Source organism: Pantoea sp. sgz302252, from assembly GCF_042610525.1.
Lineage (GTDB): Bacteria > Pseudomonadota > Gammaproteobacteria > Enterobacterales > Enterobacteriaceae > Erwinia.
Map to the genome: position 1 here is coordinate 165107 of NZ_JBHDVM010000010.1, position 22363 is coordinate 187469.

Below are 22363 nucleotides of genomic sequence, written 5' to 3' on the forward strand. Positions count from 1 at the left end.
AAGTTCCCGCCAGAACAAACGGAAGTGACGGGAGCAAGATATGGCACTGACGCCGACGCCGCACGACGCCTTTTTTAAACAATACTTAAGCCAGATCGACGCAGCCAGAGATTTTCTGCAGATCCATCTGCCCGCTAAGCTGCTTAGCTGCTGCAACCTCAGCACGCTAAAACTAACGTCCGGCAGTTTTATCGAGGATGATTTGCGGACTTATCATTCCGATGTGCTCTATTCGCTGGAAACCACAGAAGGCGAGGGCTATATCTATTGCCTGATCGAACATCAAAGCACGCCGGACAAGCAGATGAGCTTTCGGCTGATGCGCTACGCCATAGCGGCGATGAAGCGGCATCTGGATGCGGGTTATAAAAAGCTGCCGTTAGTCATCCCCATCCTTTTTTACCATGGTGCCGTTACGCCTTACCCTTACGACACTAACTGGCTACAGGGCTTCAATAATCCAGAACTGGCCGCGCAGCTCTACAGTAATGACTTTCCCCTGGTTGACATCACGGCGATTTCTGATGATAAAATCGTCACTCACCGCCGCATTGCAATGCTGGAACTGTTGCAAAAGCATATTCGTTTAAGGGATCTGGCGGCGCTGGAGCAGCAAATGATCGTGCTGTTAGATCATGGGGATATTCACAATGAGCAGCTGACCTTGCTGGTTAATTACATAACGCAGGCAGGGCAGGCGAACAACGGCAAAGCGCTATTCCGTAGCCTGGCGCGGCGCTTACCGCAGCACAAGGAGGTTATGATGACCATAGCAGAACAACTGGAACAGCTTGGCCTTAAAAAAGGCCTCAAACAAGGCCGTGACGAAGGTTTTCAGCAGGCAAAACTGGAAGTCGCGCGTACTATGCTGGCCTGCGGTTTAGATCTTAAAACCATCAGGAAAATGACCAAACTACCGGCCATAACGCTGTGGAAGTTAGCTCACTAAGGTTTTCAACTTTTCAGCACATAACAGTGATGAACCAGGCGGTTAAACAGGGGCAGCCAGCACTCCGCTGGCCGCCCACTGACCTCAGTGCAGTAAAAACAGCGTCGCCAGCCCCAGGAAGATAAAAAAGCCGCCGGTATCGGTCAGCGCGGTAATCAGCACGCTGGAGCCAACCGCGGGGTCGCGCTTGAGTTTGGTCATAATCAACGGGATCAACACGCCCATTAGCGCCGCCAGCAGCAGGTTCAGCACCATTGCCAGCATCATAACGCCGCCCAGCGCCGCGTTACCGTACATTGCCCAGGTGACGCCGCCCATTATGCCGCCCCAGCAGAGGCCGTTTATCAGCGCCACGCCCAGCTCGCGCGCTATTAAGAACGAAAAGTTACCGGGCTCGACCTGATGCAGCGCCAGCGCGCGCACAATCATGGTAATCGTCTGGTTGCCGGTATTACCGCCGATCCCGGCGACGATAGGCATCAGCGTCGCCAGCGCCACCAGCTGCGAAATGGTATCTTCGAACAGGCCAATCACGCGCGAGGCGACAAAAGCGGTACAAAGGTTGATAGCCAGCCATGTCCAGCGGTTGCGTACCGCTTTTCTGACCGGCGCGAAAACATCCTCGTCGGGATTAACACCGCCCATCTTACGAATATTACTGTCGTTAGCCTCGTTAACCAGGTCGATAACATCTTCGATAGTGACGCGGCCCATCAGCTTGCCTTTGGCATCGATAACGGCAGCGGAAATCAAGTCGTAGCGTTCAAAAGCGCCTGCCGCATCTTCGGCTTTATCATCCAGCCGGAAAGTCACCGGCCTGTCGTTCATCACTTCGAACACTCGCTTGCCTGGCTTGTTCAGCAGGATATCCATCAGCGTCAGCTCGCCCAGCAGCGTGTTGTTTTCGTCGGTAATAAATAACTTATCGGTGCCGTCCGGCATCACTTTCTTGCGCCGCAGGTAGCGCTGTACGGTAGCCAGCTTGATATCGGCCGGGACGGTAACAAGCTTGAAATCCATAATGCGGCCTACGCGGTCGCGGTCGAAATCCATTACCTCCAGCACGCGCGAACGCTGCGCCGGATCGAGCGAAGTCAGCAGGCGGCCTGTTAAATCGCGCGACAGGTACTTGGCAAGATAAACCTGTTCATCAATATCCAGCGGTTCAATAGCCTGCAGCAGATCGCGGTCGCTCATCTCCTCGATCAGGCTTTCCCAGACGTTTTCCGATGCTTCAACCAGCACTTCCCCGCGGCGGTTAGTGTCGACCAGCCGCCAGAGCGCCTGGCGATGCTCTTCCGGCAGGGCTTCCAGCAGATCGGCTATATCCGCCGCGTGCAGCAGTGGCAGGTAATCTCTTAACTCCTGCACCTGCTGTTGATGCGCTTCGGCTTCGGCTTCGCTCTGCCTTAGCGGCTTTTGCAGCAGCGTATCGACCAGGTCGTTGTCATTGAGCAACAGATTAAGAATACGGTTACGAATTTCAGCAAGCTGCTGAGCATGTGACTGGGCTACAGACATAAAAATTCCCTTGTGTCTGGCAAAAGCGGACAAAGAAGTAAGTATTGCTTAAATTGGGCAAATCAGAGGAATAAGTTGCATTTTTTCAGGAAGCTGAGGGTTATTTAACGGTGCTGACGGATACCGGGGTTTCCTGTTTTTTTTGCTTGTGATGTTCAATGGCGCCAGGCAACACGTAAAGCAGCCGGCCGGCCAGGATAATAAAGCTGACCAGCAGCACGATGCGGGTCATTCGACTTGTTTTGCGGCGTTTGTTAAAGACCATGGCGCGGTTCACGCAATTTTCCTGAAGTATGCCCGAGGGGCGATAGTGCAATTTAGACACAGCGCATCCGTCAGGTCAATGCCGATCGACCGTGCGGAAAGCTTTGGTTCAGGGTTTTCTGAGCACGGTATACAAAATCTGTCACTTATCGCGGGTAAAGGCGTCTGAAATTGTTATAGATCAAATTTAAAGCCCTGTTTGCGCATAGTATGGCGGATACTCCCGCATCGAAAATATCGTTTGCTCAAATTTATGTCTGATAACGCAGGTTGCTTAAGGCATGACGCCTGGTAGCCGGGAGTAAGCGGCGTTGGCCAGTTTCGGCGCGCCTGTCTGTGGGCGTGTATGCCCGGTAATTCAGCGAGTACCATGATCACCACTGCCCATCTCAATCGTTTCCGTAAAAGCCCCTGGGGGCTGGCTTTAATCCTGCCCGCGATCCTGATGCCGCTCGCCACGCAGCTTTCGGTACGGCTGGAAATCATGGATGGCTATGTCTACCTAATCTACCTGCCGCTGGCCACGATGATTGCACTGATGCTGGTCTATGACTGGGGCGCATTTCCGGGCATCGTACTGGGGCTAAGCCTCTATTACTTTAATCGTTACGCGCCGCTGCCCGCCGCCGTCATCTCAGCTAGCTGGCTAATGGCGCTGGCGGCTGGCTGGGGCGGCTACAGGTTTCAGACCAAAAGGCGATGGGGCGTTGATTACGACGAGCTGCGCCTGATGCCTTGCAGGCTACTTTGGCTGGTGGTGGTAACGCCCGTGCTGTTTATTTTTTTAATGCAGACGCTGGCTTCGGCTGGCGTAGTGCCGTTGAGAAAATCGATTTTTTCGTGGCAGATCCTTTCGCTGCATACGCTGCTGAATCTGCAATCGGTGTTGCTGGCCTGCGTCGCTATGGTGCCCATTTGCTATCTGGTGGCGCGCAGCCTGCGTAGTCCGGGCTATCTACGCCTTATTCTGCCGAGGCTTCGGCGGCAATTTTCACCGGAGGTCAGCAAAACGGAATGTGTAATCTGGCTTATGCTGCTGGTATTCCTGCTGACGATGCTGCTGGAAGTCACTACGACCCGGCAAAATTTGTTGACCACCGATTATGGTTTGCCGCTGATTTTGCCGCTGATGCTCTGGGCCGCGATGCGCTTCGGCTATCTGTTTACCAGCCTGGCCTGGGCGCTATTGCTGATCGCGCTTTATCAGCTGCGCGATCGCTTTTTACATCCGGAAACGGAGCCTTATCAGCTGGCGGTGATTTCCGCTAATTTGCTGGTCTTCAGCCTGAGCCTGCTACTGATGGCGGCTATTACCACGCGCCAGCGGCGTACTTTAGCCAGAGCCAAAGCGGCAGCCTTAAACGATCCGGTGATGAATTTGCCGAACCTGCGCGCCCTGAGTCTGGCGCTGGCGCAGAGCACCTGCTCCACGCTCTGCTTTTTGACCATACCGGAGCTGGATCGCCTGAGCAGAACCTACGGGCTGCGGCTGCGTATTCACTATAAGCGCAGCCTTGCCAGCCATCTGAGGCCGGAGCTGCACCCGGGCGAAGACGTTTACCAGTTGCCCGGCTTCGATCTGGTGATGCGGCTCGAGGGAAATAGCCAGCTGGCGCGTATAGAACATCTCGCCGCCAGGCTCAAAGATTACTACCTAAGCTGGGACGGCCTGCCGGTGCACCCGGATATTGGCGTCAGTTATTGCAGCGTACAGCCGCCGGTTCACCATCTGTATGAGCTGCTGGGAGAGCTGAGCGGCATGGCGGAACTGTCGCTGGCCAGCGGCATGACGGAAAATTTGCAGCAAAAGCTGACGCTGCCGGTGCAGTATCGCATAGGTAAAAAAATCGCGCTGTTAAACGATATCCAGCAGGCGCTGAAGCTGGATGGTTTCCAGCTCTCGGCGCAGAGAATCTGTGGCGTTCGCGGAGACGACTACTACCACGTCAGGCTGGCTTTGCCGAATGCCTGCGGCGAAGCCATACCGCCGGAAACCTTTTTTCCGGTGATAGCCGAATTCGGTTTAACCTGGGAGCTGGATAGCTGGCGGCTGCGCCAGGTGCTGGCCTTTATCAGCGAGCAGCGGGAAAAGCAGCCGGGGATCAGAATTGCGCTCGACTTTTTTACGCTTAGCCTGTGCAGGCCGGGGCTGGTTCAGGAAGTTCAGGCGCTGCTGCGAATGCATGGCGTAGAACCGTGGCAGCTCATTATCAACATTGAGGAATCGCCGATGATGGCACCGCACGGCGGTGGCTATCGCACCATCAGCCAGCTGCGCCAGCTTGGGTGCCGTATCGCCATTAGCGATGTCGGCCAGCGCTACGGCAGCTATTTCCTGTTAAAAGATAGCGAAGCGGATATGCTGCAAATCAATGGTGAATATATACGCAATATATTTAATAACAGTCTGGATTATCAGATCGTCGCTTCTACCTGTGTACTGGCGCGCATGAAGAAGATGCAGGTTGTGGCTAAGGGCGTGGCCACGCAGGAAATGGACGAGCAGTTACGCAAGCTGGGGGTGGATTATCTTCAGGGCGAGCTTTACGGCGAAGCGCTTCCGCTCTCCAGCCTGTAAAAGAGGCGGCTTTGCGGCCGCCTGGGAAATCCTACTCTTTAACCCGCTCTTTCTGCGCCAGCAGCGTGGCGAAACGTAGCGAGATGCGGTTGCCCTGTTCGTCCGTGCGGTGCAGTTGGCCAACATGCTCGTTGTATTTCACAATGCGCCATTTGCGGTAATACTCGCTCAGCTCGCCGGATTTAAAGGCGAAGGGGAAAAGCTCGCAGGGATAATCTTCCGTATCCATTGCCGACACGATCAGGTTATAGCCACCTCTGACCGTGCTGGCCTGCATATCGGCAATCAGCTGCGGAATAGCGGCAGGCTGCAAAAACATCATTACCACGGTTGAAAGCACCAGATCGTAAGCGCCGTTAAACCTAAGCTCATTAAAGTCTTTGGTTGCGGTCTGGATGCCGCTCAGCCTCTCTTCGGCGATAATCTGCTCCAGGCGTGCCGGGTTGCGATCCCAGGCCGTTACCTCAAACCCTTTCAGATGCAGATAAAGCGAATTGCGCCCGCTGCCGCAGCCCAGGTCAAGCGCCCGTCCGCCGGGCACCGTCATCTGGCCGACGGCCTCCACCACTTCGGAATGGGTCGCGGTCAGCTGATACTTTTCAGTGTAATAATTGTCGGGCTTTGTACTCATACTTCGGACTCTTTAATCGTCAGCTGCCAGCCGGTCACCTCTTTCCAGTAGCTCTGCTCGCGTTCCAGATCGAGCTGCACAAGGTTGTTCTGGCTAAAATAATCGCGTGGGAAAGTCAGCGCCCAGTGGCCGTCGTCTGTTTCCAGCAGCAGCGAATCGGGCGTAGAGGTTGCCTGGCGCTGGTTATTCAGCAGCGCGCCCAGACGCAGCAGGAAAACCAGCGGCAGCACCTGCTTTTTCTTATACAGCGTCAGCCGCGGCAGCTCGTCTACCTTTACCGCTTTGCGATGGCAGCGTACCAGCGTCGCCAGCAGCGTTTGCTGATCCTGGTTAAAGCCCGGCATATTGGTATTTTGCAGGATATAGGACGAGTGGCGGTGCATGCCGCTGTGGTTGATGGTCAGGCCGACCTCATGCAGCATCGCCGCCCACTTCAGCAGCGCGGCAAGCTGTGGATTCGCCTGCTTAGGGTTTTGATCGCGCCACTGTACATAAAGATTTTCCGTGGTTTCCAGCACGCGTCTGGCCTGATCGCTGTCGATAGCGTAGTGATTCGCCAGGCTCTGCGCGGTGCGGCTACGGATATCCTGATGGCGGAAGCGGCCTTCCATCTCATAAAGCACGCCTTCACGCAGCGCGCCGTCGGAAAGACGCAGTTCGCGGATCGCCAGCGCATCGAAAACCCCGCAGAGGATCGCCAGACCAGGTACGAACACCGCCTTACGCTCGTCGGAAAGGCCAGGCAGACTCAGGCTATCGAAGGATTTATGCTTAACCACTTCGTCATACAGCATCTCCAGCCGCTCCGGCGTCACCAGTTTGTCTTTTTCGCCCATCGCCTGTAGCACTTCTACCGTGGCCTTAATGGTGCCGGAAGCGCCCAGCGCATATTGCCAGCCGTGCAGGCGATACTGCCAGGAGAGAGTTTCCAGCTTCTGCGTGGCGGCCAGGCGGGCGCGGCGGAAATTCTCTTTGCTGATGGCACCACCGGGGAAATAGAGGTTGGCGAAGCTGACGCAGCCCATACGGCGGCTCTCTACCAGCTTCGGCTCAAAATCTTCGCCGATCACCAGCTCGGTCGAGCCGCCGCCGATATCAATCACCAGCTTGCGGCCTTTTTCCGGCTGGGTATGCTCCACGCCCATAAAAATCAGGCGCGCCTCTTCCTGCCCGGAAATCACTTCAATCGGGTAGGGGATAACCTCTGCCGCGCGCTGTAAAAAATCTTCTGCGTTAACCGCCTGACGCAGCGTATGGGTGCCGACAATAGTGACGTTGGCCGCGCTGAAGCCCTGCAGGCGCTCGGCAAACAGCGCCAGGCAGCTCAGGCCGCGCTCGATTGCCTCTTCGGAGAGCACGTTGTGATCATCCAGACCGTCGGCCAGGTGCACGCGCTGCTTCAACCTGCCGAGCACCTGCATGGCGCCGTCCACCACGCGGGCAATCACCATATGAAAACTGTTCGAGCCCAAATCAATTGCGGCGAACTCCTGGGGTTTGGGCGTACTTTTATGGGAAATTGGCATAGTGAATTAGTCAGGTTGTTCCAGAGATTTAATGTAATCGTAGATAGCGAGCTGCGCGCGAACCTTGCGGCGATTGCCGCGCGGAACATAGCGGTTGCTAAGCTCTTTGTCTACGAAGCGCGCCTTAAGCGTATCACTGAAGAGGATGCTAATAATATCCAGCACCCGCTGTTTCAGAATTGGGTCAAGGATGGCGCAGGCGACCTCAATGCGGTAGTCGATATTGCGCGTCATCCAGTCGGCGGAAGAAAGAAACACTTTTTTATCGCCGCCGTTATCAAAAATATAGACCCGATCGTGTTCCAGGTAGCGATCGACAATGCTAATCACGCGGATGTTATCGCTGATGCCTTCCAGATTTGGGATTAGCGAACACATGCCGCGCACCAGCAGATTGACCTTCACGCCGACGCTGGAAGCGGTATAAAGGCGATCCACCAGGCCTTTATCCACCAGATTATTGATTTTCAGCGTAATACCGGCCTGAATGCCGTTTTGCGCGTTGGCAATCTCATGGTCGATTAGCTGATAAAGCATCTGCCGCGAGTTCTGCGGTGAAACCATCAGATGCTCGAAGCTTACCGGACGATAGGGGTTCTCGATAAAGTTAAAGACCCGTCTGACTTCGTTGGTGATACGGGCATCCGCCGTCAGCAGCGAATAGTCGGTATAGATGCGCGCCGTTTTCTCGTTAAAGTTGCCGGTGCCGATATGGGCGTAGCGCACGATTTCACCGTTTTCGCGGCGGGAAATCAAAAACAGTTTGGCGTGGATCTTCAGGCCAGGCGCGGAGAAAATCACGTGCACGCCCGCTTCCGTCAGGCGTTTCGCCCAGTGAATATTGGCTTCTTCATCAAAGCGCGCCTGCAGCTCCACCACCACGGTAACTTTCTTGCCGTTATAGGCCGCATGGATCATCGCATCGATAATGCGCGAGTTCTTCGCCACGCGGTAAATATTGATTTTTATTGCCAGCACGGCGGGATCGAACGAGGCCTGGCGCAGCAGCTCCAGCACATGCTCAAAAGTGTGATAAGGGTAGTAGAGCAGCACATCGCGGTTGCGGATAGCGTCGAAACCGTTACGGAAACGGTCGAACCAGACATGGCGCAGCTGCGGCAGCGGTTTGTTAACCAGATTGGCCTTGCCAACGTTCGGGAAGCCGATAAAGTCTTTGAAGTTATGGTAGCGGCCGCCGGGCACGATAGAGTCATAGTTGCTGATATTCAGCTTCTTGCTGAGCATCTCTACCATAGCGTCGGGCATATCGCGCTGGTAGACAAAGCGCACCGGCTCGGCGGTCAGGCGCTGCTTGAGGCTGGAAGACATCAGCTCCAGCAGGCTGGACTCCATCTCGGTCACCAGATCGTACTCCGCATCACGGGTCATCTTCATCGAATAGGCGTTCAGCGCATCATAATCAAAGAAGCCGCGAAAAATATCGCCCAGGCAGTAGCGTAGAATATTATCCAGCAGGATCATCGGCTTGCGACGGCGAGGCGTTTCCGGCGGCAGATTGACGAAGCGCGGCACCTTATCGGAAGGGATTTCCAGCAGCGCATAATTAATCTCTTCGCCGCGAATGATCTCCACCGCCAGATAGGTGTAATCGTCTTTCAGAAACTCAATCAGATCGGTATCGGAGTTAACCAGAATCGGCGTGATGTGCTGCCGCAGCTCATGTTTAAAGTAGTGGCGCAGCCAGCTTTGCTGGTTGGGGGAGAGCTGACGCTCGTTAATCAGAAAGATTTGGTTGCGCGCCATCTCCAGCAGCAGGTCATTGTAGAGCCCGTCGAACTCCTGGTCGGCTTTCAGCACGCGCGCCTGGATTTTTTTTAACAGATGGCGCGGCGTATCGGGCGAACCTTGTTCTTCCCCAATCAAAATGCGGCGTTTTAAATCGGCAAAGCGGACCTTGTAAAACTCTTCCAGGTTATTGGAGTAGATGCCCAAAAAGCGCATCCGCTCGATCAGCGGGTTGGTTTTGTCGGCCGCCTCCTGCAAAACGCGCTCATTAAAGGACAACCAGCTTAACTCTTTTTCTATATAAAGCTTTTCCTGACCCATTTTTACTCCGTTCCACAGATCCTGTAAAAAACCAGGCATTGTCTCCAGGCATTATGACGAGAGTATGACAGCGATGTCTATGGCGAATGCCGATTGTCTTATGGGCCGCATACGGGCAACATAAGGCGCTTTAGCGCACTCTATAGCGAAGACTGGCATGAACCCAATTCCCATTCCTGCACATTATAACGATCGGCGCCGCCAGTTTATCGATCGGCTGACCCGGCGCGTGGTAATGGCGTGCGGGCTGGCTATTTTGCTGGTCATGCTGCTGCTGTTTGTGTGGCTGATCTGGGTAGTAGTGCCGCTTTTTTCCTCGCCGACTATAGAGAACGCTGGTCATATTACTTTCAAACAAGGTCAGCCAGCGGTCGCGTTGGGTATGGACGCGCGGCAGAATTGGGCGTGGCGTATTGATACCGAGGGCCGCGCTGGCTTTACTTCGCTGACCGGTAAGACGGCCATGCCTGAACTCCAACTGGCGCACGGCGCTTTCAGCACTGCCGTTGTAGAAGATAACGTGCTGTTAAAAAGCGCTGCCGGACTGACGCTGGTGCAGCCGGATTTCAGCGAGTCAGAGCCGCGCTGGAAATTCCCGCTGGGGGATCGGCCGCTGGCAGGCGATCCCGCCGTGCAGGCTATCGCGCTGGCCCATCCTGATGAGCAGCGCTGGCTGGTGGCAGAAGCTGGCCCACAGCAGTTAACGTTGCGACAGCTGCGGCCAGGGCAGCCGCCGCTCAGCTTCAGCGTGGCTACGCCGCCAGCCAGCCAGCTGCTGCTTGCGCCGGACGGCCAGCTGCTTTATGCCCTGGCAGGCAATATTCTGCGCATTTGGCGCATTACCGACAGCGGGCTGACGCTGCGTGAATCCCATACTTTTTCACAGCAACCTGTGCGTATCGCCTTGCTGAGCGGCGGCAGTACGCTGCTGGCTGTCGACGATAGCGGCATTGCGCAATGGTTCGATATCGCCAGCGAAACCGGCCCGCATCTGCACTATATCCGCCGTTTTAGCCAGGCCGGAAACCAATCATTTTTACTGACCGAAGCTCACCGGCGCGTCTTTGCTACTTTAAGCCAGGCGGGCGAGCTAAAGCTGTTCGCCAGTAAGCAGCAGGGCGTGGTACTGAGCGCAAAACTGGATTCTGGCGTGCTAAACGCAGTGTTCGCCCCGCGCGGCGATGGACTGCTGGTAGAGCGGCAGGGCGGCTGGCAGCACTATCGCATCACCAACCCCTGGCCCGATATCAGCTGGCAAAACCTGTGGCGCAAAGTCTGGTATGAGCACTATCCCAAAGCGGACTATGTCTGGCAGTCCACCTCGGCTAACGACGACTATCAGGGCAAATTCAGCCTGGTGCCGCTGGTGGTGGGGACATTAAAAGCCGCCGGGCTGGCGATGCTGTTCGCCACGCCGCTGGCGCTGGCCGCTGCCATGTATACGGCCTGGTTTATGGCGCCGGGCCTGCGCCGCTGGGTAAAGCCGGCGATAGAAATGATGGGCGCGCTGCCCAGTGTGGTCATCGGCCTGATCGCCGGGCTATGGCTGGCGCCGCAATTAGCCGAGCGGCTGGCGGGCGTTTTGCTATGGCCGCTGGCGCTGGCCGCAGCGCTGCTGCTGTGCAGCTGGGTTTCGCAAAAACTGCCGGAAAAATGGCGCAGGCGTCTGTGCGACGAAGGGCGAGAAATCTGGGTTTTGCTGCCGGTACTGCTGCTGGTAACGCTGTTCTGCATCTGGCTGCTGCCGATGTTCGAACATCGCGTGCTCGGCTTTAACCTGGGCGCAAGCCTGTGCGGCGGCTATCAGCAGCGCAACCTGCTGATAGCCAGCGTGGCGATGGGTTTTGCGCTGGTGCCGCTTATTTTTACCCTGGCAGAGGATGCTATCTTCAGCGTGCCGCCTTCGTTAGGCCAGGGCTCGCTGGCACTCGGCGCAACCCAGTGGCAAACCCTGACCAGGGTAGTGCTGCCGGGCGCTTCCGCCGGTATCTTTGCCGCTTTAATGATCGGCTTTGGCCGGGCGATAGGAGAAACCATGATAGTGCTGATGGCGACGGGGAATACGCCAGTAACCGAAGGCGGACTCCTGCAGGGCGTGCGCACGCTTTCCGCCAACGTGGCGATAGAGATGCCGGAAGCCGCCGCAGGCAGCGGCCACTATCGCGTCCTGTTTCTTAGCGCGCTGGTGCTGCTGATCTTTACGCTGGTGGTTAATACTCTGGCTGAACTGGTGCGCCAGCGGCTGCGGCGGCGCTTCAGCCAGCAGGAAGCCCAGTGATGAGCGCCGTTAACCGCAACCACCGCTGGCGCTGGCTGACCGGCGGCGCCGTGGCGCTGAGCCTGCTGGCTTTTCTGCTGCTGATTGCGCTGCTGGCCTGGTCTGGCGTCCGCTACTTCTGGCCGCAGCCGGTAACGCTGTTTACGGTCAGTAATAGCCAGCAGCAAATGCTGGGTGAAATAACCAGCTCGCAAAGCATTTCGCGCCAGCGCCTGCAGGCCAGCGGCGCGCCGCTGGCGGAAAACCTACCGGACCAGGTGACGCGCTACCTGATCAAAACCGGCAACCGCGACTTCAGCGACAGCGATTTTCACAGCCTGCTTAGCAGCGATATTGTTGCCTCGACAAAGCCTGAAGATGTTCTCGCCGTGCAGCGTCGCGTGGGCGGCATGGCTTATGGCTGGTTTGAGGGGCTGCGGGAAAACGGCAGGCCGCTGGTCGGCGCCAATATGCTGCGTGAACTCCAGCAGCGCATTAAAGAAACACGCCAGCGCCAGCAGCGTGCGGAAAAAATCCGCCATGTAAAAATGGCGCAGCTTAACAATGAGATGGAGCAGCTGGAACACAGGCGCCAGCGCTTGCAGCATGAGCAAAAATATACGCCGCAGGCGCAAAGCATCTGGCAGGCGGAGAGCGCCGAAATCCAGAGGCAGTTTCGTCAGCAGGCGCAGGAGCTGGCCGGGCTGACCAGAGAAAGCGAAGGTACGGTGCTGATCCTGCGCGACGTCGCCGGGCAGCAGCATAACATCCCGCTAACCCGTGTTTTATCAGCGTGGCACCCTAATAAGATGAGCTATGGCGAAAAATGGCAGCATTTCGGCCATCAGCTGTGGCGCTTTGTCAGCGGCGCTTCCGGCGGCAGCCTGGGCGAAGACGGCGTTTTCCCCGCCATTTTCGGCACGGTGCTGATGGTGCTGCTGATGTCCGTGGTAGTGATGCCGCTTGGCGTAGTGGCGGCTATCTGGCTGCATGAATATGCCGGAAACAGCCTGATCACACGGTTGGTACGCATCGCCGTCGTCAATCTTGCAGGCGTGCCCTCAATCGTTTATGGCGTATTCGGGCTGGGCTTTTTCGTCTGGCTGATTGGCGGCAGCCTGGATAAGCTTTTCTTCGCGCAGTCGCTGCCGGATCCGACGTTCGGCACGCCGGGCTTGCTGTGGGCGTCGCTGACGCTGGCGCTGCTAACACTGCCTGTGGTGATCGTCGCCACGGAAGAAGGGCTGTCGCGCATTCCCCGGTCGCTACGGCAGGGCTCGCTGGCGCTGGGCGCCACCCAGGCGGAAACCTTATGGCACGTCGTTCTGCCGCTATCGGTTCCGGCCATGCTGACCGGCCTGATCCTCGCAGTGGCTCGCGCGGCAGGCGAAACCGCGCCGCTAATGCTGGTGGGCGTAGTAAAGATGGTGCCGGAGCTACCGGTTGATACGGTTTTCCCTTATCTGCACCTTGACCGCAAATTTATGCATCTGGGCTTTCAGATCTACGATCAGGCTTTTCAGAACCCCAATGCCCAGGCAGACAGGCCGCTGGTTTTCGCCACCGCGCTGCTGCTGGTACTGATTATCCTGGCGCTGAATTTGCTGGCGATGGTGCTGCGTCACCGGCTGCGCGAACGCTACCGTGCGCTGATTAATTAATGGAGAAGTGCGTAATGCCAAACGAGCAGGAAACCGCGCTGGAAGTGGACAACCTTTCGCTCTGGTACGGCGAGAAACAGGCGCTGAAAGCAATCCAGCTAAGTATTCCGAAAAACCGTATCACTGCGCTGATTGGCCCTTCGGGCTGCGGCAAATCGACGCTGCTGCGCTGCTTTAACCGCATGAACGATCTTATTGTCGGCTGCCGGGTGGCGGGCGATATCCGCCTGCATCAGCACTCCATCCTGAGTGGCAATGAAGATCTGGCGGCGCTGCGCAGAAGGATTGGTATGGTTTTTCAGCGGCCCAATCCTTTTCCAAAAACCATCTATGAAAACGTGGTTTACGGTCTGCGCCTTCAGGGCGTGCGGGACAGGCGCGTGCTGGACGAAGCGGTAGAAAGCGCTCTGCGCGCGGCGGCGCTCTGGCCGGAAGTCAAAAACAACCTCTGGCAAAACGCTTTAACGCTCTCCAGCGGCCAGCAGCAGCGGCTGGTGATCGCCAGAGCTATCGCCATCGAACCAGAGATCCTGCTGCTGGATGAGCCAACTTCGGCGCTCGATCCTATCGGGACGCTGGTTATTGAAGAGTTGATGAGCACGCTAAAACAGCATTTTACGCTGGTGCTGGTCACGCACAATATGCAGCAGGCCGCGCGCGTTTCTGACTATACCGCGTTTATGCATCAGGGCAGCGTGGTGGAGTTTGACGAAACCGACAGGATCTTTACCGCGCCGCGCCAGCGCCGCACCGAGGATTATATTACCGGGCGCTATGGTTGAGTGCGGGTAGCGTGTTAAGTGACCAACCTTTCGCTGGGCTCTAAAAACGAGAAAAGCCACCGTAAAGGTGGCTAATCCAAACTACTTCTGTCGCGTGAGACCCCATTAAGAGGCGAATCCGCCTTGATAGAGTTCAAGCCATAACGTGACGCCAACGGCAAACGCTGCCGGGCACGTTATCTGCCAGCACCCGGAGCTTTGCTTCAAAGAAAAATGCTTTGCGGGAACGCCTTCAGCCCCAGGCGTAGCCTTCCGGCGGCAGGCGCTCGCCATCCAGCCAGGCGCTGCCGTCCTGCATTTTCAGGCGGCCATCCACAAACCAGCCGGCCACCAGCGGATAGATGGCGTGCTCCTGATGCTGCACGCGCGCCGTGACTTCTTCTTCCGTATCGCCAGCGAAAACCGGCACTTTGGCCTGTAAAATCACCGGGCCACCGTCCAGCTCTTCGGTCACGAAATGCACGGAGGTGCCGTGCTCCTCGTCGCCGTTTTCGATTGCCTGGCGATGCGTATGCAAACCGGGATATTTCGGCAGCAGGGAAGGGTGGATATTAAGCATGCGGCCCGCATAGCGCGCGACAAAAGTCGCGCTCAGGATCCGCATATAGCCAGCCAGAATCACCAGATCGGGCGCATAGGCATCGATCTCCAGCATTAGCTGGCGGTCGAAGGCTTCACGATCGGCGAACTGATCGGCGGCTAAAGCATGGGCAGGCACGCCCGCTTCGCGCGCGCGCGTCAGGCCATAGGCTTCGGCTTTGTTGCTGAACACGGCAGCGACGCTGCCGTGAATTCGTCCCTGCTGGCAGGCGTCAAGAATGGCCTGGAGATTGCTCCCCTGGCCGGATACCAGCACGACGAGGCGCTTCATGCGTTGATCACCACGCGCTCGTCGGAATCGGAAGCTTTAATCACGCCAATCTTCCAGGCTTTTTCGCCTGCGGCGCTCATCAGCTCAACCGCTTTATCCGCTTCGCTCGCGTCCAGCGCAATCACCATGCCGACGCCGCAGTTAAAGGTGCGGTACATCTCAAAGCGGCTGACGTTGCCCGCTTCCTGCATCCAGCCGAAAACGGCAGGCCACTGCCAGCTCGACTCTTCCAGCACTGCCTGAGTATTATCCGGCAGCACGCGCGGAATATTTTCCCAGAAGCCGCCGCCGGTCAGGTGCGCGATGGCGTGCACGTCAACCTGCTCAATCAGGCTAAGGATATTTTTCACGTAAATACGGGTTGGCTCCAGCAGATGATCGGCCAGCGGCTTGCCTTCCAGCTGCGTGGTTTCCGGATTGGTGTTGCTGAACTCCAGAATTTTACGTACCAGCGAGTAGCCGTTAGAGTGCGGGCCGCTGGATCCCAGCGCGATCAGCACATCGCCGTCTTTCACCTTGCTGCCGTCGATAATCTCTGACTTTTCCACCACGCCGACGCAGAAACCCGCCACGTCGTAATCTTCGCCGTGATACATGCCCGGCATTTCAGCGGTTTCGCCGCCTACCAGCGCACAGCCGGACTGCGAGCAGCCTTCCGCGATGCCGGTAATCACGCTGGCCGCCGTATCGACATCCAGCTTGCCGGTCGCATAGTAGTCCAGGAAGAACAGCGGCTCGGCGCCCTGTACCACCAGATCGTTAACGCACATAGCCACCAGATCGATACCGATGGCATCGTGGCGTTTGAGATCCATCGCCAGACGCAGCTTGGTGCCGACGCCGTCAGTACCGGAAACCAGAACCGGTTCGCGGTATTTTTGCGGCAGCGCACAAAGCGCGCCGAAACCGCCCAGTCCGCCCATAACTTCCGGACGGCGGGTCTTTTTCACTACGCCTTTGATACGGTCGACTAAAGCATTGCCGGCATCGATATCAACGCCGGCGTCTTTATAGCTGAGAGAGGTTTTGTCGGTCACTGCGAAATCCCCACGCGGTTTGCGGTTGGTGGTTGGTATTGAGCGCGGCAATTCTAACAGCGCAGGCAAACGTTTGCGAGCCCGATCTCAGCGGGGCGTTGCGCCGAGCTAAATTATAGCCAATCCTTAACCTGTGGGATCAACTTGCAGAAGTCTGATTAAGTGATAGGTAATGGGCGCTAAATGGCGCTATAATCCCGCGATTTTTTTTGCAGTTATACATTCCGGGAGAACAACAATGAAGATCGTGGAAGTCAAACACCCGCTGGTCAAACATAAACTGGGCCTGATGCGTGAGCAGGACGTAAGCACCAAACGCTTTCGTGAACTCGCCTCGGAAGTAGGAAGCCTGCTGACGTATGAAGCCACCTCGGATTTAGAAACGGAAAAGGTCACCATCGAAGGCTGGAACGGCCCGGTGGAAATCGACCAGATCAAAGGTAAAAAAATTACCGTAGTGCCGATCCTGCGCGCCGGTCTGGGCATGATGGAAGGCGTGCTGGAGCACGTTCCCAGCGCCCGTATCAGCGTAGTGGGCGTCTACCGCGACGAAGAAACCCTGGAGCCGGTGCCCTATTTCCAGAAGCTGGTTTCCAATATTGAAGAGCGCATGGCGCTGGTGGTCGATCCTATGCTGGCGACCGGCGGCTCAATGATCGCCACTATCGATCTGCTGAAAAAAGCGGGCTGCAGCAGCATTAAAGTGCTGGTGCTGGTAGCCGCGCCGGAAGGCATCGCGGCGCTGGAGAAAGCGCATCCGGACGTTGAGCTCTACACCGCCTCCATCGATCAGGGACTGAACGAAAAAGGTTATATCATTCCGGGCCTCGGCGACGCGGGCGACAAGATTTTTGGTACGAAATAACAGACAGCAACTAAGCCGACCAGAGAGTCGGTTTTTTATTGTGTAAAACAAGGGGTAATTCACCATGACGCGTCGCGCTATCGGCGTAAGCGAGCGGCCGCCGCTGCTGCAAACCATTCCACTTAGCTTTCAGCATCTTTTCGCCATGTTCGGCGCGACGGTGCTGGTGCCGATCCTGTTCCATATCAATCCGGCGACGGTGCTATTGTTTAACGGGATAGGCACGCTGCTCTATCTCTTTATCTGTAAAGGTAAAATTCCGGCCTATCTGGGATCCAGCTTCGCCTTTATTTCGCCGGTGCTACTACTGCTACCGCTGGGCTACGAAGTAGCGCTGGGCGGCTTTATCCTCTGCGGCGTGCTGTTCTGCCTGGTGGCGCTAATCGTGAAAAAAGCCGGTACAGGCTGGCTGGACGTAATGTTTCCGCCAGCGGCGATGGGCGCTATCGTGGCGGTTATCGGGCTGGAGCTGGCTGGTGTAGCGGCGAATATGGCCGGGCTGCTGCCAGCCAACGGCGCGGCGGCCGATAGCAAAACAATCCTGATCTCTATGGTAACGCTGGCGGTCACCGTATTCGGTTCGGTGCTGTTTCGCGGCTTCCTGGCGATTATCCCAATCCTGATCGGCGTGCTGGTCGGCTATGCGCTCTCTTATTTTATGGGCATCGTGAACTGGGCGCCGGTAGAAGCGGCACCATGGTTTGCGCTGCCGACCTTCTATACGCCGCGCTTTGAGTGGGCGGCAATGCTGACTATTTTGCCTGCGGCGCTGGTGGTTATCGCGGAGCACGTCGGCCATCTGGTAGTCACGGCAAATATCGTGAAAAAAGATTTGCTGAAAGATCCTGGCCTGCATCGTTCGATGTTCGCTAACGGTATCTCGACGGTTTTCTCCGGCCTGTTTGGCTCAACGCCTAACACCACCTACGGCGAAAACATCGGCGTTATGGCGATTACCCGTGTTTACAGCACCTGGGTAATTGGCGGCGCGGCAATCCTGGCTATTCTGCTTTCCTGCGTTGGCAAGCTGGCGGCGGCTATTCAGGCGGTGCCGGTGCCGGTAATGGGCGGCGTTTCGCTGCTGCTTTATGGCGTAATCGGCGCATCCGGTATTCGCGTACTGATCGAGTCCAAAGTAGATTACAACAAAGCGCAAAACCTGATCCTGACCTCGGTGATCCTGATTATCGGCGTTAGCGGCGCGACGGTGCATATCGGCGCGGCGGAGCTGAAAGGCATGGCGCTGGCGACCATTGTCGGCATCGCCCTGAGCCTGATCTTTAAAGTGATTTCGCTGATCCGCCCGGAAGAGGTCATTCTGGATCCACAGGATCGCGATTAACCAACCTGACGGGCAGCCACGCTGCCCGTTTTATAATCCTGAAAGAATTGTGATAAACTTCCGCCGGATTTCGACCCATTACTGAGGTGCTTCTGAACACGCCGGCACAGCTCTCATTGCCACTCTATCTGCCCGACGATGAAACCTTCGCCAGCTTCTGGCCGGGGGAGAATCCGTCGCTGATCGCCGCGCTGCAGGGCGCGCTACAGCAGGAGCACGGCAGCTATCTCTATTTCTGGTCGCGGGAAGGCGGCGGGCGCAGCCATTTGCTGCATGCGGCCTGCGCGGAGCTTTCCGCGCGCGGCGAGGCCGTAGGCTACGTGCCGCTTGATAAACGCACCTGGTTTGTCCCGGAAGTGCTGGACGGTATGGAACAGCTGTCGCTGATCTGCATCGACAATATCGAGTGCATCGCTGGCGACGAACCCTGGGAAATGGCGATCTTCGATCTTTATAACCGCATCCTGGAAACGGGCCGTACCCGGCTGCTGATCACCGGCGATCGGCCGCCGCGCCAGCTAAACCTGAAGCTGCCGGATCTCGCTTCGCGGCTGGACTGGGGGCAAATCTACCGCCTGCAGCCGCTGTCGGATGAAGACAAGCTGCAGGCTTTACAGCTGCGTTCACGGCTGCGCGGGTTCGAACTGCCCGAAGACGTAGGGCGTTTTCTGCTGAAAAGGCTGGATCGGGAAATGCGCACGCTGTTTATGACGCTGGACAAGCTGGATCGGGCTTCGATCAGCGCCCAGCGCAAGCTAACTATTCCCTTTGTCAAAGAGGCGCTGGGTCTCTAAAGGATTTCCAGCACTTTTTCCGGCGGGCGGCCCAGCCGGGCTTTATCTTTAGCTACCACGATCGGGCGCTCAATCAGTTTGGGACTGGCGACCATCGCGGCCAGCAAATCTTCTTCGCTTAACGTTTTATCGCCCAGGTTTTGCAGACGATAAGCCTCTTCTTTAACGCGCATCAGCTCGCGCGCCGAACTGAAACCCGCCAGCTTAACAAGTTTTTTTAGCGTGGCGGCATCCGGCGGATTATCCAGATAAAGAATGATTTCTGGCTCAATACCTTTGCTTTGCAGCAGCGCCAGCGTTTCGCGGCTCTTTGAACAGCGTGGGTTGTGATAGATCTGTACGGCTGACATAAAATCCTTACTTTTTCTCATACTGACGGAAACGCTGCTGTAAATAGCGCAGCTGATCGATACGGGCATCATAGCGGGCCTGCTTGAGGCTGCCCAGCGGCACGGCGGCGCTGGCGCTGCTTAAACTGCGGATCGCCTGATCTAACCGACCGTTTAGCGCCAGGCCTTCCGCCCGCGCCGCTTCTTCCTCATCCGTCAAACCCTGATCGGCAGAAGCCTGCGCCAGCAGATCCCAGCCGTTGGGATCCTCTTTGTGCGCCCAGGTATAGCGATTAAGGATCTTGCTGGCGTTGGCGGGCTGCTTCGCCTCAACGTAAGCGTTAGCGAGGTTAAGCTGCACCACCGGGCTCTCTGATTTAGCTTTTTCCAGCAGGGCGATGGCGCGCTGCGGCTGCTTCAGGCCTATTTCGATATCCGTCATGATATCCAGATACCAGACATTGTTCGGCTGAGCGGCCAGCAGCGGGGCGATAATTTTACGGGCGTTGTCGTAACTTTTCGCCTGTAGGAACTGTACGGCCTTGCCATACTGCGCGGCGGTTTGCTCACGCGTGTTGCCTTTGCTCAACTCCTCCAGCAAATCATCATTGAGCTGATTTTTGCCGGTAGCGTACATACCCAGCACGCGCACTTTTGCCATATAAAAATCCTGCGATGACTGCACCACCACAGGTTTCATCTGGTTGGCGCGGTTGCGCGCGTCGGCAAGGCGGCTGTCGGGCAGCGGGTGGGTCAGTAAAATTTCCGGCGGTTTAGAGGCGAAGCGGGACTGATCCGCCAGCTTCTGCAGAAAGTTGGGCATCGCCTGCGGATCGAAACCCGCGCGCTGCAACACCTGAATGCCGATACGATCCGCTTCCTGCTCGTTCTGTTGAGTAAAGCTGATCACGCCCTGCTGTGCGCCAGCCAGCGTGCCGCTTAGCGCCGCCATACCGGCCTGCGGATTCGCCATTGCCAGCAGGATAGAACCCAGCGCGCCGACCCAGGTCAGCGGCGCATTACGCTGCTGCTCTTCCATAGCACGCGCCAGATGGCGTTGCGTAACGTGAGAAATTTCATGCGCCAGCACGGAAGCCAGCTGGCTCTCGTTCTCGGTATAGCGGAACAGCGCGGAATGCAGCACCACATTGCCGCCGAAAAAAGCAAAGGCGTTCAGCTCATCATTACTGACCAGAAAGAAGTGGAACGGCGTTTTCACCGACCAGGCGTGCGCCACCAGCCGCTGCCCAAGCTGATTAATATAATCGTTAAGCAGCGGATCGTTGATCAGCGGCGCGCTGGCGCGTAGCTGGCGCACGTAAAAGTCGCCCATCGCCAGCTCCTGATTAACGGAAAGCGTATTGCCCGCCGTGGTGCCGATATCCGGCAAATTGTCGCTAATGTCTGCTCTGGCGGGCAGCGCGACCGCTGTCGGCAGCAGCACCAGCGAGGCCAGCACGCACTTTTTCAGTCGGTTAATCATGCAAAAATCCTGTTCTGATGATGTCCTCATTTGCCCGACGGTGACGACGGACCGCTGCGGCTATCTTAACCAGAGGCGGTAAGGAAGGAAACGATCGCGGCGGTGAATAAGTGTAACCCGCAATAACGGGTGAAAAAAATTGACCGCAGGCGCAGCGGCAGCTAACGCCCCAACGTCGCCACTGAGTAAATTCAGGTAAATTTGTTCAGAAAAATTGATTCTGGCACGGAATTTGTTTAAGTATACTCCTAAAAATGGCCGCAATTGCCTTCCTGAAGCGAGGGCAGAATCATTCTCTGGCTTAACCTCTTTGCTGATTTACTTAATAATTAAGTTCCACTATTTATCATAGTCATTTCGTTGATTCTTGATAAATACTGTATAAAACCTGCCTTCTGCATTCTTTTTTATCTGAATTGCTTTTTATTGCCCGGCCTTATTCAGATAAAGAAAAAAATTAAATTATTCACTTTGCCTGAGGGAATAATATCAGCTGGTAGCGCCGCAATTATAAAAACGGATAACGGCTTATTTACAGAACGGGTTAACTTATTCACTCTGTTATGCAGAAATTCGCGGCTAAAGCAGCCGCTTCTTTTACTCGCCTTTTCCGATTATTAATGCTTCCTGGAGAGCATCCTATGCGTCCTGTTGTGTCCTACGTCTTAGTGGCCGTTGTTGCCGGCTTTGTTGGCGCGAGTTTTTCAGCCGCGCCCACAATTGCAGAAAAAATCAGCCAGCACTTTGGCAGCCAGGAAAAAGATCCCGAGGGCTTTTGGGCCACGCCCGCCATCGACGGCTATGGCAAAATCCATTATGAAACGGATGCGGCCTATAAGCCGACCGTCGGCGAAAGTAATAAAGTCGTTTTTCAGATTACCAAAGCGGAAAACAGCCCTCAGGAGCCGAACCTTGGTCTGGAACGCGTGGCTCGCGTCGTTAATCTATATATCGCTTCCGGCGTGCCTCAGGAACAGCTTAAATTCGTGGTATCGGTTACCGGTGACGGCACGCCAGCCATGTTGAACAACGAGCAATATAAAAAAGCTTTTGGTATCGATAATCCGAACCTGAAGCTAATCCAGCAACTGCGCGCTAAAGGCGTGGATATCTCTGTTTGCGATCAGTCGGTGGCTTTCCACCATTTCCAACACGACTGGATTGACCAGTCGGTGACTCACGCACTCTCCAGCCCAACTACCGTTGCCACGCTGGAAAACCAGGGCTACGCCTTCCTCGCTATGTAATGCCTTCGTCTCGCTCCGCTTGCGGCGTGGGACGTCCTTTCTCTTCGCTTTATCGCAGATCCGCCAACGTTAACGCTTCCCTTACAAAAAATTGAGTTAAAATCGCTAAGATTATTCCTAACACTGACGATATCCATTGTATTACTGCATGCTTCACCA

The 22363-nt window shown here is 56.2% G+C and carries 18 protein-coding genes; 9 read left to right on the plus strand and 9 right to left on the minus strand.

Annotation, left to right across the window (positions count from 1 at the left end):
• Positions 1 to 40 precede the first annotated feature (40 nt).
• Entirely contained in the window at positions 41 to 949 is a 909-nt protein-coding gene (locus ACETPC_RS17915) for an Rpn family recombination-promoting nuclease/putative transposase (RefSeq protein ID WP_380183682.1), read from the plus strand.
• Between the two features lie 84 nt (positions 950 to 1033).
• On the opposite strand, the gene mgtE is transcribed toward ACETPC_RS17915, so the two are convergent.
• Positions 1034 to 2470: a magnesium transporter gene (mgtE, locus tag ACETPC_RS17920; RefSeq protein WP_380183684.1), complete on the minus strand. Its 1437-nt coding sequence runs from the start codon at positions 2468 to 2470 to the stop codon at positions 1034 to 1036.
• A gap of 100 nt (positions 2471 to 2570) precedes the next feature.
• Positions 2571 to 2795, minus strand: a complete 225-nt coding sequence (locus tag ACETPC_RS17925; protein ID WP_380183686.1) for a YfgG family protein — start codon at positions 2793 to 2795, stop codon at positions 2571 to 2573.
• 309 nt (positions 2796 to 3104) lie between these two features.
• On the opposite strand from ACETPC_RS17925, the gene ACETPC_RS17930 reads away from it, so the two are divergent.
• Complete coding sequence (locus tag ACETPC_RS17930; RefSeq protein ID WP_380183688.1) at positions 3105 to 5312, plus strand: EAL domain-containing protein; 2208 nt, start codon at positions 3105 to 3107, stop codon at positions 5310 to 5312.
• 31 nt (positions 5313 to 5343) lie between these two features.
• On the opposite strand, the gene tehB is transcribed toward ACETPC_RS17930, so the two are convergent.
• The 3 genes from tehB to ppk1 are packed head-to-tail and all read right to left on the minus strand — an operon-like array spanning position 5344 to position 9536.
• The gene (tehB, locus tag ACETPC_RS17935) at positions 5344 to 5943 is read right to left on the minus strand and encodes a tellurite resistance methyltransferase TehB (protein WP_380183690.1); all 600 of its coding nucleotides are present in this window, start codon (positions 5941 to 5943) and stop codon (positions 5344 to 5346) included.
• Positions 5940 to 7469, minus strand: a complete 1530-nt coding sequence (ppx, locus tag ACETPC_RS17940) for an exopolyphosphatase (RefSeq protein WP_380183692.1) — start codon at positions 7467 to 7469, stop codon at positions 5940 to 5942. Before ppx ends, tehB begins: the two co-directional genes overlap by 4 nt.
• A gap of 6 nt (positions 7470 to 7475) precedes the next feature.
• Positions 7476 to 9536: a polyphosphate kinase 1 gene (ppk1, locus tag ACETPC_RS17945; RefSeq protein ID WP_380183694.1), complete on the minus strand. Its 2061-nt coding sequence runs from the start codon at positions 9534 to 9536 to the stop codon at positions 7476 to 7478.
• Between the two features lie 157 nt (positions 9537 to 9693).
• On the opposite strand from ppk1, the gene ACETPC_RS17950 reads away from it, so the two are divergent.
• From ACETPC_RS17950 to pstB, 3 genes are read left to right on the plus strand one after another with little or no spacing between them, the layout of a single operon-like run.
• On the plus strand, positions 9694 to 11814 hold the full coding sequence (locus tag ACETPC_RS17950; RefSeq protein ID WP_380183696.1) for an ABC transporter permease subunit: 2121 nt from the start codon (positions 9694 to 9696) through the stop codon (positions 11812 to 11814).
• Entirely contained in the window at positions 11814 to 13454 is a 1641-nt protein-coding gene (gene pstA / locus ACETPC_RS17955) for a phosphate ABC transporter permease PstA (RefSeq protein ID WP_380183698.1), read from the plus strand. Before ACETPC_RS17950 ends, pstA begins: the two co-directional genes overlap by 1 nt.
• Positions 13455 to 13468: 14 nt before the next feature.
• Entirely contained in the window at positions 13469 to 14236 is a 768-nt protein-coding gene (gene pstB / locus ACETPC_RS17960) for a phosphate ABC transporter ATP-binding protein PstB (RefSeq protein ID WP_380183700.1), read from the plus strand.
• Positions 14237 to 14468: 232 nt separating this feature from the next.
• Here pstB and purN read toward each other — a convergent pair whose 3' ends face one another.
• Both purN and purM read right to left on the minus strand, forming a co-directional pair.
• Positions 14469 to 15107 carry a phosphoribosylglycinamide formyltransferase gene (purN, locus tag ACETPC_RS17965; RefSeq protein ID WP_380183702.1) on the minus strand — a complete coding sequence of 213 codons (639 nt, stop codon included), beginning with the start codon at positions 15105 to 15107 and terminating at the stop codon, positions 14469 to 14471.
• Positions 15104 to 16144: a phosphoribosylformylglycinamidine cyclo-ligase gene (gene purM / locus ACETPC_RS17970; RefSeq protein WP_380183704.1), complete on the minus strand. Its 1041-nt coding sequence runs from the start codon at positions 16142 to 16144 to the stop codon at positions 15104 to 15106. The genes purN and purM overlap by 4 nt, the downstream gene beginning before the upstream one ends.
• A gap of 238 nt (positions 16145 to 16382) precedes the next feature.
• Here purM and upp point away from each other — a divergent pair, with 238 nt between their 5' ends.
• The 3 genes from upp (at position 16383) to hda (ending at position 19145) form a co-directional block, all read left to right on the plus strand.
• Positions 16383 to 17009, plus strand: coding sequence for a uracil phosphoribosyltransferase (gene upp, locus ACETPC_RS17975; protein ID WP_380183706.1), 627 nt, complete (start codon positions 16383 to 16385; stop codon positions 17007 to 17009).
• 64 nt (positions 17010 to 17073) lie between these two features.
• Positions 17074 to 18351: a uracil permease gene (gene uraA / locus ACETPC_RS17980; protein ID WP_380183708.1), complete on the plus strand. Its 1278-nt coding sequence runs from the start codon at positions 17074 to 17076 to the stop codon at positions 18349 to 18351.
• 92 nt (positions 18352 to 18443) lie between these two features.
• Entirely contained in the window at positions 18444 to 19145 is a 702-nt protein-coding gene (hda, locus tag ACETPC_RS17985) for a DnaA inactivator Hda (protein WP_380183754.1), read from the plus strand.
• On the opposite strand, the gene arsC is transcribed toward hda, so the two are convergent.
• A complete protein-coding gene (arsC, locus tag ACETPC_RS17990; RefSeq protein WP_380183710.1) occupies positions 19142 to 19495 on the minus strand; it encodes an arsenate reductase (glutaredoxin) in 354 nt (117 codons plus the stop codon). The two genes, hda and arsC, sit on opposite strands and share 4 nt — an antisense overlap.
• A gap of 7 nt (positions 19496 to 19502) precedes the next feature.
• On the minus strand, positions 19503 to 20957 hold the full coding sequence (locus tag ACETPC_RS17995; protein ID WP_380183712.1) for a M48 family metalloprotease: 1455 nt from the start codon (positions 20955 to 20957) through the stop codon (positions 19503 to 19505).
• 641 nt (positions 20958 to 21598) lie between these two features.
• On the opposite strand from ACETPC_RS17995, the gene ACETPC_RS18000 reads away from it, so the two are divergent.
• Entirely contained in the window at positions 21599 to 22204 is a 606-nt protein-coding gene (locus tag ACETPC_RS18000) for a DsrE family protein (RefSeq protein WP_380183714.1), read from the plus strand.
• Positions 22205 to 22363 lie beyond the last annotated feature (159 nt).

What these genes read in the sequence shown, in the direction of transcription:
- tehB (WP_380183690.1), bottom strand. Translation starts at nt 5,943, where the DNA reads ATGAGTACAAAGCCCGACAATTATTACACTGAAAAGTATCAGCTGACC.
- ACETPC_RS17930 (WP_380183688.1), top strand. Translation starts at nt 3,105, where the DNA reads ATGATCACCACTGCCCATCTCAATCGTTTCCGTAAAAGCCCCTGGGGG.
- ACETPC_RS17995 (WP_380183712.1), bottom strand. Translation starts at nt 20,957, where the DNA reads ATGATTAACCGACTGAAAAAGTGCGTGCTGGCCTCGCTGGTGCTGCTG.
- ACETPC_RS18000 (WP_380183714.1), top strand. Translation starts at nt 21,599, where the DNA reads ATGCGTCCTGTTGTGTCCTACGTCTTAGTGGCCGTTGTTGCCGGCTTT.
- ppx (WP_380183692.1), bottom strand. Translation starts at nt 7,469, where the DNA reads ATGCCAATTTCCCATAAAAGTACGCCCAAACCCCAGGAGTTCGCCGCA.
- upp (WP_380183706.1), top strand. Translation starts at nt 16,383, where the DNA reads ATGAAGATCGTGGAAGTCAAACACCCGCTGGTCAAACATAAACTGGGC.
- ACETPC_RS17950 (WP_380183696.1), top strand. Translation starts at nt 9,694, where the DNA reads ATGAACCCAATTCCCATTCCTGCACATTATAACGATCGGCGCCGCCAG.
- pstB (WP_380183700.1), top strand. Translation starts at nt 13,469, where the DNA reads ATGCCAAACGAGCAGGAAACCGCGCTGGAAGTGGACAACCTTTCGCTC.
- purN (WP_380183702.1), bottom strand. Translation starts at nt 15,107, where the DNA reads ATGAAGCGCCTCGTCGTGCTGGTATCCGGCCAGGGGAGCAATCTCCAG.
- ppk1 (WP_380183694.1), bottom strand. Translation starts at nt 9,536, where the DNA reads ATGGGTCAGGAAAAGCTTTATATAGAAAAAGAGTTAAGCTGGTTGTCC.
- ACETPC_RS17915 (WP_380183682.1), top strand. Translation starts at nt 41, where the DNA reads ATGGCACTGACGCCGACGCCGCACGACGCCTTTTTTAAACAATACTTA.
- pstA (WP_380183698.1), top strand. Translation starts at nt 11,814, where the DNA reads ATGAGCGCCGTTAACCGCAACCACCGCTGGCGCTGGCTGACCGGCGGC.
- mgtE (WP_380183684.1), bottom strand. Translation starts at nt 2,470, where the DNA reads ATGTCTGTAGCCCAGTCACATGCTCAGCAGCTTGCTGAAATTCGTAAC.
- arsC (WP_380183710.1), bottom strand. Translation starts at nt 19,495, where the DNA reads ATGTCAGCCGTACAGATCTATCACAACCCACGCTGTTCAAAGAGCCGC.
- uraA (WP_380183708.1), top strand. Translation starts at nt 17,074, where the DNA reads ATGACGCGTCGCGCTATCGGCGTAAGCGAGCGGCCGCCGCTGCTGCAA.